This window comes from Cobetia sp. PS-4MA (genome assembly GCF_057670765.1).
Genome location: NZ_CM173107.1, coordinates 385,116 through 402,600, shown reverse-complemented (window position 1 = coordinate 402,600; position 17,485 = coordinate 385,116). Strand labels below are relative to the sequence as shown.

Genomic DNA, 17,485 nt, shown 5'->3' with positions numbered 1-17,485 from the left:
GGGCATTGGCAGAGACACAGGGCTCGCCCTCCGATGACGTCCTTCAGGGGATTCGGCACTGCCTGGCAAGCGCCTGACGATCGATGACCTGATAGGTGAAGGAGGGGCGGCCTATCTGGCCGTAGTGGAAGGCCTCGCTGAGCATGCCGCAGGCCGCCAGATGGCGCAGGTACTTGCGGATGGTCACGCGCGACATGCCCGTGGCGCTCAGCAACGCCTCGCTGGTGAAACTGTCTTCAGCGCGTGGCAGCGCCTGGATGGCACCGGCGACCAGCGCCAGGGACGCTGCCGTCACACCCTTGGGCAGGCGGCCATCAGACACCGTCCCCGCCGCGCCACTGACCGCCATGTGCGAGCCGAACAGCTGGTCCAGCTGCTGCTGACTGACCTCCCCCTCGAGACTCTCCAGCTGCTGGCGACCACGCCGTGCCAGTGCCAGTGCCTGCTGGAAGCGGGCGAAGCTGAAGGGTTTGACCAGGTAATCGCAAACCCCGAGCGCATGCGCGCTGCGCACCGTGTCCGCCTCACTGGCGGCGGTGATCAGGATCACCTGGATGTCAGGGGCGGCATGGCGTCTCAACCAGCGCAATACCTCCAGACCGCTGCGGCTGCGCAGATAGACATCCAGCAGCACCAGGTCCACCGCCTCCTGCGCCAGCACCTCCAGCGCCGCGGCGACATCCTCGCACTGGGCGACCAGGCGCATGCCATCGATACGATTGAGGTATTCGACATTGAGACGCATGACCATGGGGTCGTCTTCGACTATCAGCACACGCATGCGCTCAGGCTCCTTGATCATGCGGGGTCTTGGACGGCAGCCGTCCAACGACGTGAAATGCTCTCAGGGCGCCGCAGTGGGCGACCGCTGGCAGGGCAAGGTCAGCTCGACCAGGGTGCCGCCGCCCGGGGGCGAGTAGAAGTGCCAGTCTCCCGCGCGCGCGGTCACGATCTCCTGTACCAGCGACAGCCCCAGCCCGCGACCTTCACCACGACTGCTTACCCCCGCCGCGCGCGCCGTCTCCATGAGCTCCGCCGGCATGCCGGGGCCGTTGTCTGCCACGCTGATCGACAACTGGGCCTCTGACGCCTCACCCACGGATTCCAGCATCAGGCTCAGAGTGACGGCCGGGGCGTGTGTGGCATCGTCCATGTCCTCCAGCGCTTCGAAGGCATTGTCGAGCAGATTGCCGATCACGCTGACCAGATCATGGCTCAAGCTGCGCTCCAGCACCGGCAGCACGGCCTGAGACAGCTCGGCCAGAGACAACTCGGACTGAGACAGCGCTGCGCCGGGCATCTCCCGGTGCTCGGGCCGTGCATGATGCCATTCGACGTCCAGCTCGACATTGAGCGCGATGCCCCGCTCGCGAGCCTCACTGTGCTTGCCGATCAGCAATCCTGCCAGCAGAGGGTCCGCGATGCGCTCGGCGGCCGCGGCATCCGCTGGCAGCTCCCGCTCCACCAGCAATGCCAGGTAATCTCGCAGGCCGTCGAGGTCCTGCATCTGCGTCAGCCCTGACAACACATGCAACCGATTGCGAAACTCATGGCGCGCGGCGCGCAGTGACTCTGCCTGTCGGCGAACGCCGGTCAGCTCCTCGGCAAGGCGCTGCATGCGGTCGTGCTCACGCAATACCAGCACGCCGCCCATGAGATGCTCGCCATCATGCACCCGCTGGCAACGCACCCACAATCGCCGCCCGTCATGGGTGACCTGACGCAGGCGAGCCGCGTCCTGCTCCGCCACCGGCGAGTGCGCGGCTAGACACTCGTGCATGCCGGTATCGGGCAACCACGCCTCAAGGCATTCTCCCGGTTCGGGGGCCGTCCCCAGCAGCTCGCGCGCCGCGGCATTCACCAGGGTGACATGCCCCTCGGGGTCGACCACGATGATGCCCTCTTCCAGGCTGGCCAGCACCGCCTGATGCTCTTCCACCAGACGCGCGATGGCCGCCGGCTCCAGCCCCTTGAGCTGTCTGCGCAGATAGCGTGCCAGTCCCAGCGCCCCCAGCGTGCCGAACAGCATCAGGATGCCCAACCCGATCAGCAGCTGACGCTTCTCATCGGCCAGCCGCCGCCCCAGCGAATCCAGCGTGATGCCGATGGCAACGGCGCCGATGACGGAACGCGCTTCGCCATCGGATGCAGAGGCCATCACCGGGGCAAAGCTGCGCAGGCTTTCGCCGAGCGTACCGCGGGACTCGGAGAGATAGGCTGCGCCTCCGAGCGCACGTTGCTCGTCTCCCTCCTGAAACGGCTGGCCGATCCGCGCGGGCTCCGGGTGACTGAGTCGCACGCCGTCCGGACGCATCACCACGATGAAGTCGACGGCATTCTCGCGGCGCAGCCGCTCGATGCGTGCCGCCAGGCGGCTATCCGCGGCGGGAGGCGCTGCCTGCGAGGCGTTGGCTTCGCTCAAGGTGGCGCGCACCTCAGGCAGCCGCGCGATGCGTTGCGCGAGGGCGGCGATGCGCTGTCCCTGTATCTCATGCTGGGTCCGCTCCAGCTGCGCACTGAAGAGCCAGGCCGCGACCAGCAGACTGACGATCACCATGCCGGCAGCCAGCAGCGAGGTCAGCGCGCTCAGTCCGGGTTGAGAAGAATGCAACACGCCAGACAGTCCACGTGCCCCCTTGGTGGCATGGCCAATTCGCCCAGCACGTGAGCGAGCCGCGCCATGCGGTTTCATAAGTTTCAAAAGGCTTTCTTTAATTCGCAAAACTTGGCCCTCGAAAGCCACATCGTAAGCTCCCTGTGACGCGCATCCACTGCGCGGACATGATGTCCCACCTTGTCCCAACCGATCCCGCGATGCCACGCCAGCGCATCCGGACATGACAACAGGTCCTGCAACGACAGAGTGCAGGACAAGGAGCCTGCATGACACATTCCTCGCAGACCGCCACGGCCACGCCTGCCGACGAGTCGCCTTACCTGAAGACACGCATCTTCGGCATGTCCCTGCCGATCTTCGCCCTGTCGTTTCTGGTCCTGATCGCCGCCATCGCCACCGATACCCTGCCGGCCGGCATGATCGGCGCCCTGATGGTCATGATGGTCCTCGGTGAGCTGCTGGGCTTTCTAGGTGATCGCCTGCCGATCATCAACAGCTACCTGGGAGGCGGAGCGATTCTCGCCATCTTCGGTGCCGCAGCGCTGGTCTACAGCGGCTGGCTGCCACAGGATGTCACGGCCAGCGTCAGCGAGTTCATGAAGGCCGGCGGCTTTCTGAATTTCTACATCGCGGCACTGATCACCGGCAGCATTCTCGGCATGGACTCCCGCGTGCTGGTCAAGGTCGGGGCACGCTTCGCGCTGCCGCTGCTGTGCTCGGTGCTGTTCGCGGCACTCTTCGCGATGCTGGTCGGCTGGATCATGGGCTTCTCGCCCAAGGATGCCGTCATGGTCATCGCCCTGCCCATCATGGGCGGTGGCATGGGGGCAGGCGCCGTGCCGATGAGCCAGATCTACGAGCAACTGCTGGGACAGCCGGCCAGCTATTACATCTCGATCCTGGTACCGGCGCTGGCGCTGGGCAATGTCTTCGCCATCATCATTGCCGGGCTGCTCAACGGGCTTGGCAAGCGCTTCCCGTCATTGACCGGCGGCGGCCAGATGATGCCGGGTGTCGATGTCCGTGAAGAGAAGAGCGCGCCTGATCTCTCCCAGCTGGGCATCGGCATGGTCATCGCCCTGAGCTTCTTCGTCGCCAGCCAGATTCTCGGCAAGGTCATCCCGCTGCACCCCTACGCGCTGATGATCATCGCGGTTGCCGTACTCAAGTGCGCCAACCTGGTGCCGGAAAGCATCAACCAGGCCGCCGCTCAATGGTTCCGTTTCGTCGCGGGCAACTGGACCTTCGCGCTGCTGTTCGGCATCGGCGTGGCCTACACCGACCTGGGCCAGGTGATCGACGCCATCACCATCACCTACGTGGTGATCGTCTTCGGTGTCGTCGCCGGTGCCGCCTTCGGTGCAGGGCTGGTGGGCAAGCTGGTCGGCTTCTATCCCATCGAGTCCGCCATCACCGCTGGCCTGTGCATGGCCAACATGGGCGGCACGGGTGACGTCGCGGTCCTCTCGGCGGCCAATCGCATGCAGCTGATGCCCTTCGCGCAGATTTCCTCGCGCCTGGGCGGGGCCTTGATCCTGCTGATCTCGAGTCTGGTCGTGCCGATGTGGTTCGCATGATCCGGCCTCGATTCGCATGATCCGGCTTCGATAGGAGCACCGACGCCAGGTGCCACGACAGACGCTGCAGGAACGACGACGCCCCCGGCCTGTGCCGGGGGCGTCGTCGTTTCCAGGGTCAGGAGCAAGGTCAGGGCTTCGCCAACGGATCATGACCGCTGGCCGGGCTCAGTCGCCCTCTTCCTCATCGTCTGCCAGCTGACGCCCGAAGGACTGCCATTGCTCCAGCGTCATCACCTCGGTGGATTCGGTGCCGATGTCATGGACGATCAACAGCTTGCCGCGTGACAACTGGCCTTCCAGCTCCGCGACCCAGCCAGCCATGCCTTCGCCGACATCGGTGGTGTCATAGCCCTGACGGGTGACGAAGGTCTCCAGCAGGGCACGACGCGTGTCGGCGGGCAGCATGGTCTGCGGCACCTCGATGAAGCGATCCTTCGGGTCCATCTGATCAAGCGGCATCTGACTCATGGGTAGCTCCTGTTCATCCGTGGAACGTGACGCAGCCATTGGCGCCTGCGGTGCATCATTCAGCGTGTCCGTACTCATGCATCCTCTCCTGCGCTGTCTTGCGCATCGGCTTTCTGCGCGTCCGAATCTGAATCTGAGCCTGAAACTGAGTCGGTGCCGGCTTCCCACTCGGCCAGACGCGCCACGAAGGCCGCTTCATCCAGCACCGTGAGCCCCAGCTGCATGGCTTTCTCGAGCTTGCTGCCCGCCGCCTCCCCGGCGACGACACCAGCGGTCTTCTTCGAGACACTGCCCGCCACCTTGGCGCCCAGCGCCTGCAGGCGCGCCTTGCCTTCATCACGCGTCATGCTGTCGAGACTCCCCGTCAGCACCCAGGTCTGGCCTGCCAGCGGCTGGGGTCGCTCGCCGATCTCGACCTCTTCCCAGCGCAGACCACAGGCGAGAAGCGCTTCCAGCGTCTCGTTGTTGGTCGCTTGCTGGAAGAAGGTATGGATATGCGCCGCGACGATGGGGCCGACATCTTCCACGGCTTCCAGCGCGGGTTGATCCGCCGCGCGCAGCGCTTCAAGCGTGCCGAAGTGCGTGGCCAGATTCGCCGCGGTGGCTTCGCCGACTTCGCGGATACCGAGGGCATAGATGAAGCGCGCCAGGGTGGTGTGGCGGCTCTTGTCCAGCGAGGCAACCAGATTGGCGGCGGACTTCTCGCCCATGCGCGGCAGCTCGGCCAGCGTGGCAGCGTCGAGATGGAACAGATCCGCCGGTGTCTTGACCAGCTCACGCTCGATCAGCTGCTCGATCAGCTTCTCGCCGAGGCCATCGACATCCAGCGCCTTGCGGCTGGAGAAGTGCTTGAGGGCTTCCTTGCGCTGGGCAGCGCAGATCAGTCCGCCCGCGCAGCGTGCCACCACCTCGCCTTCGAGACGTTCGATCTCGGAGCCGCACACCGGGCAGCCGTCCGGCAGCACGATGGCTTCACGGCTGGCACCTTCGCTGGCGACCCGCACCACCTGCGGGATGACATCGCCGGCCCGCCGGATGATCACGCTGTCGCCGATCTGCACGCCGAGACGTTCCACCTCATCCATGTTGTGCAGCGTGGCATTGGAGACCACCACCCCGGCGACCTGCACCGGTGCCAGCCGGGCGACCGGTGTCAGCGCGCCAGTCCGTCCGACCTGGAAATCGACGCCTTCCAGAGTGGTTTCCTGCTCCTGCGCGGGATACTTGAAGGCGATGGCCCAGCGCGGCGCGCGCGCCACGAAGCCCAGCTCGCGCTGCAGACGCAACGCATCCAGCTTGATGACCGCGCCATCGATGTCGTGATCAAGCCCTTCGCGCTGCTCGCCGAGGCGGCGGGTGTAGTCGATGATGCCTTGGGCACCGCGCACCACCTCAAGCTGCGGGCTGGTGCGAAAGCCATAGTCATTGAGCAGCGCCATCAGGCTGGAATGATTCTGACCGACCTCCGTGGCCAGCAGCGCCTCATCGAGGCGCGCGACCTGATAGGCACAGAACTCCAGCGGGCGCGAGGCAGCGATGCTGGAATCCAGCTGACGCAGACTGCCGGCGGCGGCATTGCGCGGATTGGCGAACACCTTGCCATCCTCGTCGCGGCCGCGCGCGTTCAGCGCCTCGAAGCCGGCGTGACTCATGTAGACCTCGCCGCGCACTTCAAGCAGCGCCGGCAGATCATCCCCCCGCAGCCTGAGCGGGATCGAGCGGATGGTGCGCAGATTGGTGGTGATGCCTTCCCCGGTACGTCCATCGCCGCGCGTCACGCCCTGCACCAGCACGCCATTCTCGTAGATGAGCGACACGGCCAGGCCATCGAGCTTGGGTTCACAGCAGAAGCTCAATGCCTCGCCTGCATCTTCCGCATCGCCCAACTCCAGGGTTTTCGCCGCACGCTGCACGAAGGCACGCAGCTCATCGTCATCGAAGGCATTGTTGAGCGACAGCATCGGTACCGCATGCTGCACTTCCTCGAAACCGCTGGCCGGTGCGGCCCCGACACGCTGGGTGGGGGACTCCGACGTGATCAGCTGGGGGTAGTCGGCTTCCAGTGCCTCGAGACGGCGCAGGCGCGTGTCGTAGTCGGCATCGGTCAGCGTCGGGTCATCCAGCACGTAATAGCGGTGGCTGGCCTCGAGCAGCTCGCGATGCAGCTGTGCGACCTCCTCCATGACCCTGGCAGGCACACCTTCCACCGCAGCCGGGGCAGCGGACTGAGGAACGCTCGAGGCGCTGGAATCATCGGCAGGGGCCGAAAACAGATCATCCTGGGCTGACATGACACTCACTCGAAACGGTGGCCTCATCAGCAGTGCCCAAAGGGCTACGCTGATCGACCGGAAAGCGGGTGGCGACAGGTCCTCCGGCCTGAATCGCAGGGCCGGGGGGTCGCCATGATGCCGTCATTGTACTCAAAGCGCTCGATGGACCCCACTCCCGGCTGAGAGGAAAGACCGCAGATGACAAATGGCGTCAGGCGCTTCAGAACGAGGACGGAGAATCGCGTGAAACACAAACGCCAACGGCGACCCGAAGGTCGCCGTTGGCGTTTGTGGCATGACGGACCCACTCTGAGAATGGCTCGCGAGTCGATCAGTTGGCCTGGTAGCGATGCAGACGATTGCGACGCTCGAACTCGTGCACCTGCTGGCGCTTGAACTCGATGGTCTGGGCCGTCATCACGCTGTGGTTCTCGTCCTTGAGCTCACCGCCCAGGCGACGCACCAGCAGCATGGCGATCTCGACCATGGTCTCGAAGGCGGCAGAAGTGTCGTCCGCGCCCGGCAGCGGCATCAGGAAGGTGACGCCATCCAGCTGACTGTCCACCATCTCGGCCGGCGTGAAGATCCCCGGCTTGACCACGTTGGCCATCGCGAACTGCAAGGGACTGTCGTCATCATCTTCCTCATGGCGCAGGAACAGCCCCATCTCGGAATGGCGCAGACCACAGGCCAGCGAGATGCCCAGCACGTCTTCACCGCTGAAGCCTTCCTCGCCACGCGCCATCACCGAGATGATGATGACTTCACTGGCATCAGCCAGGGTGTCACGGGCGAGCTGGTCATCGACCTGATTGCGCTCGGCACGCAGCACCAGCGGATGGCGATCATCCTCGGAGACTGTCGTGTCGGCTGCAGGCACGGCGGCCGCTTCCAGCGAAGGTTCCTTGCGCTCGGAAGCCGCGTGCTCGTCATCGGCCTGCTGGCCAGCGGAGGACGCTTCGGCCTTCACATCCTGACCTTCCTCGATCTCGGCCATCGGCTCGAGATCATCAGCCTGGGTGGAGGAGACGCTGATGCTGTCGTCCTCGGCGGTGATCACCGGCTTCTCATGGAAGTCCTCTTCGCGCGCCGTCTCTGACTGCTCGCTGGAGGCGGTGCCGAGCACAGGCTCGCGATGCGCCTCGTCATGCTCGTCGTCGCGCCGCGCGCCCAGACTGGCGGTCACGTCGCGCATCGACTGGCTGGCACGCGCCCCGAAGGCCGCCGCACGCTCGCCGAAGCCCTTGCGCTCCGGCGCTTCACGGCGCTCCATGGGCTGTGCCGGACGACTCGGTTGAGTCACCCGTGAAGCCTTGATGCCATGGGCATTGTCGAGCACGGCATCCTGCTCCGCCTCGACCTGCGCTTCGGCATCGCCAACCACCCGGTAGCCGCCATTCGGCAGCTCCCAGTTGTCACGTTCTTCCTCTTCTTCCACCGCGGAAACACCCGCCTCTTCGGTGGAATCTTCCGTACCCGCTCGATCCAGTCGGGGTACTCGACGTTGACGTTGGAGCCTGCGCACACCGTCAACGACGATGATTGCGACCAGCACCAACCCCAACAAGATGAGCCACTCTCTCAATTCCATGGGTCATTAGCCTGTTTGCTTGGGCACCATGCACGTGAACAGCATAGCGCGATTGCAGAAAAAGGGGACATTTTTCGAATGTCAATCCTGTGGTGGTGACCTGCGCAATCGCCCTTCAATTATCCCTGACTGACACTATGACGCAAACTCGTAGTGCTTTCGATCTCTATGTGCAACACGATTTTGCCAACTTGGCCGCAAAGACGGCCGCTGGCTACCGCGCACAAGGATGACCTTGGCCTCCTGCACGGCTTTTCACTCACGCTTCAGCCAGTACCGCCGCTTCTTCGATCCCTACAGAGACAAGACGCGAGACGCCCGGTTCCTGCATGGTGACGCCCATCAACCGATCCGCCGCCTCCATGGCGATCTTGTTATGGGTGATATAGATGAACTGTACGCTTTCCGACATCTCTTTCACCAGCCTTGCATAACGCCCGACGTTGGCATCATCCAGCGGCGCATCCACCTCATCGAGCATGCAGAACGGGGCCGGATTGAGCTGGAAGATGGCGAAGACCAGCGCCAGCGCCGTCAGAGCCTTCTCCCCGCCTGACAGAAGATGAATGGTCGAGTTTTTCTTGCCCGGCGGGCGTGCCATGATCGCCACGCCCGTCTCGAGCAAATCATCGCCTGTCAGTGTCAACCACGCGGTTCCGCCACCGAAGATCTTCGGGAAAAGCGTCTGGATTCCGGCGTTGACCTTGTCGAAGGTGTCCTTGAAACGCACCCGCGTTTCCTGATCTATCTTGCGTATCGCACGCTCAAGGGTCTCCAGCGCCTCGGCCAGCTCCGCATGCTGGGCTTCCAGGTAGTTGCGACGCTCGGCCTGCTGGTCGTACTCCTCGATGGCGGCCAGGTTGATGGCCCCCAGCCGCTTGATGCGCTCACCGACCTGCTCCAGATTGTGGCTCCAGGCCGATTCGGTGGCGTTCGGGTCCAGCTCGTCCTCCAGCAGCGTGATCGCCGCCTCGTCATAGCCCAGCTCCACCAGCTGCTCATCCTGCGCATCCGCTTTCAAGGTCAGGGCCTGCACCTGCATGCGCCCTTCCTCGAGGCGCTGACGAATGCCCTCGAGATTGCGTTCATGGGTCTGGCGCGACTGCTCGGCCTGGCGCATCTGTTCGACCAATTCATGAGTCTTGTCACGACAGGCATTCAGCTTGGTTTCCTGATAGAGGCGTGTCTCGAGCAACATCTCGAGCTGTTCGCGCTCTTCTTCCTGCGGCAGCGAGGCTTCTTCACGGCTGGCCTCGAGCAGCTCGATGCGCTCGGCGAGCTTCTCGCGCTGCTCGACGGCTCGCATGCGCTGGCCCTGCATGCCATCGCGCTCTGTCACCAGGCGCTGACGCTCCATGTCGAGACGGCTGACCTGCTCCCGCGCGGGCGCCAACTGGGCACGCAGCCCGGCCAGCGCCTCCTGATGCTCGCGCCGTGAGCGCTCCAGCGACTCACGCGACTGGGCATTGTTCTCCACTGCCTCCAGCGCCTGCTGCCAGCGCTCGCGCGCCTCCTCAAGCGTCAGGGCATGATTCTCGCGGGTCTCCGCCAGCTGCTCGAGCTCTTCCTCAAGCTCACGGGCACGGCCATCGACGTGCTCGAGTCGGCTGGCGAGCCCCGCCTCCTTGAGGCTCAGCTCACGCTGACGCTCGCCAAGCTCACGCTCTTCGACCCGCAGATGCTCGAGCTGTTGCTCGGCGCCGGCAATCTGTTCATCAGCGGCAGCCAGCCGCGCCTCGATATCGTCGAGTCGCGACTCCAGCGCTTCCAGTTCCAGCACGACCTGCTCGAGACGCGCGCGCTGGCCGATCACGCTGTCGGCACGCTCGCCCGCTATCTGACGCCGGCTCCAGCCACGTCCCAACCACAGGCCGTCCGGTGTCAGCACGCTTTCATGGGCGGCCAGCGTATCGCGCCGGCCCCAGGCGGCGGCCTGTGACTCGACGCAGTGAATGCTGGATAGCCAGCCCGTCAGCGCTGGGGCACCGCTGATCCGCGCCGCCAGCGTGCCTTCAGGAGCCGTGGCATTCGTCTCCCCGGCAGCATCGACCAGCAACAGCTCGCCACCGGGCAACTCACTCATCAGGGCAGCCGTCACATCCGACTCTGCACGGGACATGCGTGCCTTGAGGAAGGGCCCCAGCACCCAGGCACTGACGGACTCCCAGCCCTCGGCGACCTCGAGCCCCTCGGCCAGCGCCGGGGCCTGCGCGAGACCATGTCGGTCCAGATGCGTCGCCAGGCTGTCATCGTCATCCCGCAGCGCGGCATCGATCAGCGCCTGAAGCGAGGCCTGCTCGCCCTGCAGCACGTTGCGACGCTGGCGCAGTTGGTCACGCTCACCGTCCAGCGCCAGACGATCCGTCTGTGCCTGCTCACGGGATTCACTGGCCTGCTCGCGGCGCGACTCCAGCGATTCGCTGCCGAGCGTCAGCTCGTCGAGCTGCTCGCGCAGTTCCTCGCGTGTCTCGCGCAGTTCGGCGACATCCGGCAACTCCGCCAGCTGCTGACGACGGCGCTCGCGCTGAGTCTCGGCGTCACGAATGGCATTCTCGATGCGCTGGATCTCGCTCTGGGCACGCTCGGCCCCGCGCTGGGATTCGTTGTCGGCCTGGCTGAAGCGCTCCCACTCGCTCTGACTGTCCTGGCGGCGCTCCTCGGCCTCTTCCAGCGAAAGCTCAAGGCCTTCCAGCGTCTCACGCGCCAGCTCCAGTTCCGGCGCGATATCTTCCAGACGTGCCTCGATCATCTCGAGACGCTCACCGTCCTCGCCCTCGACGCGCTGGATGTCGCTCAGCTCTCGCCGCGCGATCTCGAGATCCGCCGCCAGCTGCTGCTCACGAGTGCGGGCGTGCTCGAGACTCTGCTCGAGACGGGCGATCTGGGCACCGGTCTCATAGAAGGCGGCCTGATGCGTTTCCAGCTCACCGGCCAGCTCGTCATGCTGATAGCGCTGTTCTTCCAGCTGGCTCTCACACTGACGCTGACCGAGAATCTCGCGCTCGACACCGGTTTCCAGCTCCGCGACACGTGACTGCTGCTCACGCTGCTGCGCGCGCAGGCCACGCCGACGCAGCACGGCCAGCTCGCCCTTGAGGCGGTATTCATCCTGCTTGAGGGTCTGGTAGCGCTTGGCGGCTTCGGCCTGACGCTTGAGGCGCTCGAGCTGCTTGTCGAGTTCCTCGCGCAGATCATCCAGGCGTTCCATGTTCTCCTGGGTGCGCTTCATGCGGTTCTCGGTCTCGCGGCGGCGCTCCTTGTACTTGGAGATGCCGGCGGCTTCCTCGAGGGTGCTGCGCAGATCATCCGGGCGCGCCTCGATCAGCTGCGAGATCATGCCCTGACCGATGATGGAGTAGGAACGCGGGCCGAGCCCGGTGCCGAGGAAGACATCGGAGATGTCACGTCGGCGACATTTCTGGCCATTGAGGAAGTAGCCGGACTGGCCGTCACGCGTTACCAGACGCTTGACGGCGATCTCGGCGTACTCGGACCAGGCGCCACCGAGGCTGCCGTCGGCATTGTCGAAGGTCAGCTCGATGGAGGCCTGCCCCACCGGCTTGCGACCGGTGGAGCCATTGAAGATGACGTCCGTCATCGACTCGCCGCGCAGGTTCTTGGCGCTGGACTCGCCCATGACCCAGCGCACAGCATCGATGACGTTGGATTTCCCGCAGCCGTTGGGGCCGAGAATCGCCGTCATATTGCTGTCGAAGGGCACGGTGACCGGATCGACGAAGGATTTGAAGCCGACCAGCTTGATCGATTTGAGCCGCATTGCGCCTGGCGCGTCCTTGAGTCTGGAGGAAGAAGAGCTGAAGCAGGAAAACCTGAACCGCCGCGGTCTCTCAGGTCTCCCGGTGGAGAGCCCGCGCCGCTGCAGGGTAAACATGTCCTAACGACGAAACAGCCGCTCATCGAGGGCGTTTCGAAAAACCAGCGCGCAGTCTACCCAAAAGCGGCGATGGCCCCAACCGGCGCAATGATGATCCACGTGATCAGATCGTCGAGTCGGGGCACATCGCGACTCACCGTGCGACGCGGTGATCGATACGCAGCATCAGCGGTGCGTCCGCAGCCTCGTGGCTGACATCAGCATCGGCCTCGGTGCTGCGAGTAACGATGACATTCTCGAGCTTGCCTTCAAGGTCCCCCGACTGCGCCACCGGCTGACCGGAAGCGGAGATGCGCGCGACGAGAGTGACGCGCTCCGCCATCGAGAGCCGCGCCATCGGGGCCATGGCATCATCATCCGAGAGCGTGACCGTCAGCGGCAGCGTGTCTGCGGTGGTACGCACCACCGCCAGCGGCGGCAACTTGCCTTCGGCATCACGCGCCACGATGAACAGGGTCGCCTCGTCAGCACTCACCGGCATCGCCGCCAGCTGCGCCTCGAGTGCGGGGTCCAGCGACACCTTGAGCGTCAGACGTGCAGTGCCTGCCTGACTGTCCTGAGCAGCAGCCGTTGCCGGGCTGTCCAGCGCCACCGAGGCGTCGACTTCACCGGCACTCGCCATGCGCTGACGCGCGGCCGCGATGCCTTCACGCAAGGCCTTGGCGGCATCGGGGTTCTCGAAACCGGCAATCGCCTTGCGCCAGTAGTCGATGGCCTCGGGATAGCGGGCTTGCTCGAACGCCTCGATCCCCAACAGGCCGAGCACGGTGGGCTGACGCGGGTCGGCTGCCAGCACCTCGTCGACCAGCCCCTGCACCTCATCGGTCAGCGTGCGCTGCGCGGCGAAGAACTTGAGCTGCGCCAGCTGCGCGACCAGCGCGGGCACCCGACCTTCAAGCGCGATCAACGCCTCGAGAGACTGCATCGCCTCATCGAGGCGTCCGGCATCACGATAGAGCGGAAACAGTGCCATCCACACCTTGGCGTTGTCCGGCTGTGCCTCGGCCTCGGCACGCAGACGCGCGATGCGCGCATTGAAGCTGGCGGCATCATGGATCGGCGTGGCGGCAATCGCCTGCGCCAGCGCCAGATCACCGCTCGCCCCTTCGCGCTGATACCAGTAGAGCGAGCCCGCCACCATCGCCACCAGCAACACGGGCACCAGCACACGACCACTGCCGGCCGCCTTGAGCGGGGAGCGCCTCAAAGCCTCGGCATCTTCCAGCAGACTGCGTTCCAGCTCGACACGCCCTTCCGCCAGCGCCGTGTCATCCAGCTCGCCGCGCGCATGGCCGCGCTCCAGCGAGGCCAGTCGACGTCGATAGACACGCACGTTCTCGGCGCCGAGGCTGTCGTTGTCCTCGAAGGCCTGCTGGGCGGCATGCACACGGCGCGCGCGGCGCAGTGGCAGCAACAGCAGCCAACCGGCGGGAAGCAGCAGCACGGCGATCGCCAGCCATAACAGAATCATGAGCGCTCCTTGGCGTCTTGCGGTGCATTGCCGGCTTCGCGGTGCCTGTCGAGCAGCGCTGACAGGCGTGCCTGCTCATCATCGTCCAGCGCACGCACCCGTGCCCGTCGCCGAGCCCGCACGATCAAGGCCACGATGAGCAGTCCGAGCGCGATCAGGGCCGCCGGGCCGCCCCACAACAGCCAGGTACGCCCATCGAGGCGCGGATTGTAGAGCACGTACTCGCCGAAACGCGCGACCATGAAATTCTGGATCTCGCTGTCACTGCGACCATCATTGAGCAGATCCGCCACGTTCTGGCGCATGTCACCGGCGATGGGGGAATCCGAGTCACCGATCGCCTGGTTCTGACACTTGGGGCAGCGCAGCGCAGCCGTCAGGCTGTCGTAGCGCTTCTGCAGCACAGGATTGTCGAACTGATGCACCTCGATGGCGGCCTGCGCCTTGCCAGCCGCCAGCCACGCGAGAAACAGCAGCACGACCAGTGCCTGCACCAGCGGGATGGCGACACTCTTGAGCACGGACTTCATGAGCTGGCCTCCTCGCCGGCGGCACCAGTCGCAGGTTTCGCGATCCGCTCCAGTGTCGGCAGGATGACATCACGGACATCCTCGGGGCGGATGTAGCCGGTGTGGTGATAGCGGATCACGCCCTCGGCATCGACCAGGAAGGTTTCCGGTGCTCCATAGACGCCGAGATCAAACCCCAGGGTGCCGTCCGGGTCGAAGAGATTGACGCTGAACGGGTCACCGAATTCCTCCAGGAACTGCCGGCCCTTGGCACGCGTGTCCTTGTAGTCGACCCCGACCATGTGCACACCGCGATTCGCGAGATCCAGCAGCTGCGGCATCTCGTGCTTGCAGGTCGGGCACCACTCGCCCCAGACGTTGACGAGGCTGACCTGGCCCTTGAGCAGCGAGGCATCGAGGCTTGCCTGCGGGTCACCCAGGGTGCTGAGCGAGAATTCGGGGAAGGGGCGCGACAGCAGCGCGGAATCCCGTGCGTAAGGGTCATCATCGAGGCGCTGATAGAGAAAAGCGCCCAGCCCCACCACGACCACCAACGGCAAGAACAGCACCAGACGACGAAGATTCATGGGTGAGCCTCCTGCGCGGTGAGTGAGGGATTGTCGGTCACCGTACTGGCCTCGACACGCCGACGATAACGGCGATCCAGCACGGCGATCACGCCGCCCGCGCCCATCAGCAAGGCGCCCAGCCACAGCCAGCGCACGAAGGGTTTGACCTGGATGCGTACTGCCCAGCTATCGTCATCGAGCTTCTCGCCCATGGCGACGTAGAGGTCACGCGTGAAGCCGGCATCCAGCGCGGTTTCGGTCATCGGCATGCCGCTGGCCAGGAACAGGCGCTTCTCGGGATGCAGCGTCGTCACCGCCTCGCCATCACGACTGACCTCCACCGTGGCGCGGTCCGACAGGTAGTTGGGGCCGCGATACTCGCCAAGTTCGGTCATGCGGAACTGATAGCCGCCCACGCTGACTTCCTTGCCCTGCACCATGCGCACGTTCTCGGCGACCTCGGTATTGGAGACCAGCGTCACGCCGACGATGGTCACCGCCAGGCCCAGATGCGCCAGCTGCATGCCCCAGTAGCTGGGCGTGAGGCGCTTGAGACCTGCCCAGCGCCCTGCCCTGGAGGCACTCTTGTCCCACAGGTCGCGCAGCAGCGGCAGCACCACCCACAGCGCGATGACCAGCCCGAGCGCCACCGAGAGACTCCACTCGATATCTAGCAACAGCGGCAGCAGGCTACCGATGATGAGTGCCGCGCCGCCGGAAAGTGCCAGACGACGTGCGAGCTCGCGCCCCGGCATCTGCTTCCAGCGCGAGGCCGGCCCGAGCCCCATGAAGGCACACAGCAGCGTGGTCAGCGGCACGAACAGCGCATTGAAGTACGGCGGGCCCACCGAGATCTTGCCCAGCCCCAGCGAATCCAGCACCAGCGGATAGAGGGTGCCCAGCAGCACGGTGACCATCATCACCAGCAGCACGAGGTTGTTGACCAGCAGGAAGGCATCTCGCGACAGCCAGTGGAAGCCGAGCGTCGAGCGCACGCGCGGTGCGCGCAGCGCGAACAGCAACAGCGAGCCGCCGACGGTGATACCGAGCAGCACGAGGATGAACAGGCCGCGGTCCGGGTCACTGGCGAAGGCGTGCACCGAGGTCAGCACGCCGGAGCGCACCAGGAAGGTGCCCAGCAGTGACAGCGAGAAGGCGAAGATCGACAGCAGCACCGTCCAGCTCTTGAAGGCACCGCGCTTCTCGGTGACCGCCAGCGAGTGGATCAGGGCGGTACCGGCCAGCCACGGCATCAGGGAGGCGTTCTCCACCGGGTCCCAGAACCACCAGCCGCCCCAGCCGAGCTCGTAGTAGGCCCACCAGCTGCCCAGCGCGATGCCGACGGTCAGGAACGCCCAGGCGATGTTGGTCCAGGGGCGCGCCCAGCGTGCCCATGCCGCATCGAGGCGCCCGCCCAACAGGGCCGCCATCGCGAACGAGAATGCCACCGAGAAACCGACATAGCCCATGTAGAGCATCGGCGGATGGATGATCAGCCCGATGTCCTGCAACAGCGGATTGAGATCCGCGCCATCTGCCGGCATGTCCGGCAGCAGACGTGCGAAGGGATTGGAGGTCAGCAGCACGAAGGCCATGAAGCCGGTGGAGATCAATCCCATGATGCCCAGTACCCGCGCCAGCATGTCCCGCGGCAGATCGCGCGCACCCAGCGAGACGGCAAAGCCCCAGCCCGCCAGTATCAGGCTCCACAGCAGCACCGAACCCTCGTGACTGCCCCACACGGCACTGAACTTGAAGTACCACGGCAGCTGGCTGTTGGAGTTGTTGGCGATGTAGGCGACGCTGAAGTCATCCAGCAGGAAGCTCGCGGTCAGACAGGCATAGGCGATCAGCACGAACAGGAACTGCCCCCAGGCCATCGGCTGGGCGAAGCTCATCCACAGCGGGCGACGCGTGGCGGCTCCCGCCAGCGGCACCACCGCCTGCACGCAGGCCAGACAGGCCCCCAGAATCAGCGCGAAATGGCCGATTTCCGGCAACAGTTGCGTCACCATCACTGCGCCTCCTGAGGTGTTTTCTCTGTCATCCCGGTGTCTATCCTGTCATCCGTCCTGTTGCCAGAGACATCACGTCCGGACGCCTTGAGAGCATCAGACACCTCCGGCGGCATGTACTTCTCGTCATGCTTGGCGAGCACTTCGCTGGCCTCGAGATACTCACCATCGAAGGTGCCCATCACCACCACGCCCTGCCCTTCACGAAACAGGTCCGGCAGGATGCCCTGATAATGCACCGTCACGTCATGATCGAAATCGGTGACGGTGAAGATGGCATCCAGCGTCTCGTTGTCACGCCTGACACTGCCATCGCGCACCATGCCGCCTGCGCGAATCTGACGCCCCTGGGGCGCCTCGCCACTGGCGATCTGGGTCGGGGTGTAGAAGGCATTGATGTTGGCGCGCAGGGCATAGAGCGTGAGGCCCACCGCGAGGGCGGCCAGCAGCACGATGGCCGTGACGAGATACAGGCGCTGCTTGCGTTTGGGGGTCAT

The 17,485-nt window shown here is 65.0% G+C and carries 12 protein-coding genes; 1 reads left to right on the top strand and 11 read right to left on the bottom strand.

Annotation, left to right across the window (positions count from 1 at the left end; translation table 11 throughout):
• Nucleotides 1–43: 43 nt before the first annotated feature.
• Nucleotides 44–781 carry a response regulator gene (locus AC26AR_RS01860; protein ID WP_488107452.1) on the bottom strand — a complete coding sequence of 246 codons (738 nt, stop codon included), beginning with the start codon at nt 779–781 and terminating at the stop codon, nt 44–46.
• Nucleotides 782–844: 63 nt separating this feature from the next.
• The gene (locus AC26AR_RS01855) at nt 845–2,614 is read right to left on the bottom strand and encodes an ATP-binding protein (RefSeq protein WP_488107451.1); all 1,770 of its coding nucleotides are present in this window, start codon (nt 2,612–2,614) and stop codon (nt 845–847) included.
• Between the two features lie 269 nt (nt 2,615–2,883).
• On the opposite strand from AC26AR_RS01855, the gene AC26AR_RS01850 reads away from it, so the two are divergent.
• Nucleotides 2,884–4,194 carry a 2-hydroxycarboxylate transporter family protein gene (locus AC26AR_RS01850; RefSeq protein WP_084209380.1) on the top strand — a complete coding sequence of 437 codons (1,311 nt, stop codon included), beginning with the start codon at nt 2,884–2,886 and terminating at the stop codon, nt 4,192–4,194.
• Nucleotides 4,195–4,362: 168 nt separating this feature from the next.
• Here AC26AR_RS01850 and AC26AR_RS01845 read toward each other — a convergent pair whose 3' ends face one another.
• From AC26AR_RS01845 to ccmE, 9 genes are all read right to left on the bottom strand, one after another.
• A complete protein-coding gene (locus AC26AR_RS01845; protein WP_240499610.1) occupies nt 4,363–4,665 on the bottom strand; it encodes a YheU family protein in 303 nt (100 codons plus the stop codon).
• Nucleotides 4,666–4,739: 74 nt separating this feature from the next.
• Nucleotides 4,740–6,848, bottom strand: a complete 2,109-nt coding sequence (gene ligA, locus AC26AR_RS01840; protein ID WP_488107871.1) for an NAD-dependent DNA ligase LigA — start codon at nt 6,846–6,848, stop codon at nt 4,740–4,742.
• A 421-nt stretch (nt 6,849–7,269) separates the two neighbouring features.
• The gene (locus tag AC26AR_RS01835; RefSeq protein WP_289863356.1) at nt 7,270–8,529 is read right to left on the bottom strand and encodes a cell division protein ZipA; all 1,260 of its coding nucleotides are present in this window, start codon (nt 8,527–8,529) and stop codon (nt 7,270–7,272) included.
• Nucleotides 8,530–8,788: 259 nt separating this feature from the next.
• Nucleotides 8,789–12,307, bottom strand: a complete 3,519-nt coding sequence (gene smc / locus AC26AR_RS01830) for a chromosome segregation protein SMC (protein ID WP_488107450.1) — start codon at nt 12,305–12,307, stop codon at nt 8,789–8,791.
• A gap of 250 nt (nt 12,308–12,557) precedes the next feature.
• The gene (gene ccmI, locus AC26AR_RS01825; protein ID WP_176502976.1) at nt 12,558–13,895 is read right to left on the bottom strand and encodes a c-type cytochrome biogenesis protein CcmI; all 1,338 of its coding nucleotides are present in this window, start codon (nt 13,893–13,895) and stop codon (nt 12,558–12,560) included.
• Nucleotides 13,892–14,425 (bottom strand): cytochrome c-type biogenesis protein, encoded by a 534-nt coding sequence (locus AC26AR_RS01820; protein ID WP_488107449.1) that lies wholly within the window; start codon nt 14,423–14,425, stop codon nt 13,892–13,894. Before AC26AR_RS01820 ends, ccmI begins: the two co-directional genes overlap by 4 nt.
• A complete protein-coding gene (locus AC26AR_RS01815) occupies nt 14,422–14,991 on the bottom strand; it encodes a DsbE family thiol:disulfide interchange protein (RefSeq protein ID WP_176493675.1) in 570 nt (189 codons plus the stop codon). Before AC26AR_RS01815 ends, AC26AR_RS01820 begins: the two co-directional genes overlap by 4 nt.
• Nucleotides 14,988–16,988, bottom strand: a complete 2,001-nt coding sequence (locus tag AC26AR_RS01810; RefSeq protein WP_303565826.1) for a heme lyase CcmF/NrfE family subunit — start codon at nt 16,986–16,988, stop codon at nt 14,988–14,990. The genes AC26AR_RS01815 and AC26AR_RS01810 overlap by 4 nt, the downstream gene beginning before the upstream one ends.
• A complete protein-coding gene (ccmE, locus tag AC26AR_RS01805; protein WP_488107448.1) occupies nt 16,988–17,485 on the bottom strand; it encodes a cytochrome c maturation protein CcmE in 498 nt (165 codons plus the stop codon). Before ccmE ends, AC26AR_RS01810 begins: the two co-directional genes overlap by 1 nt.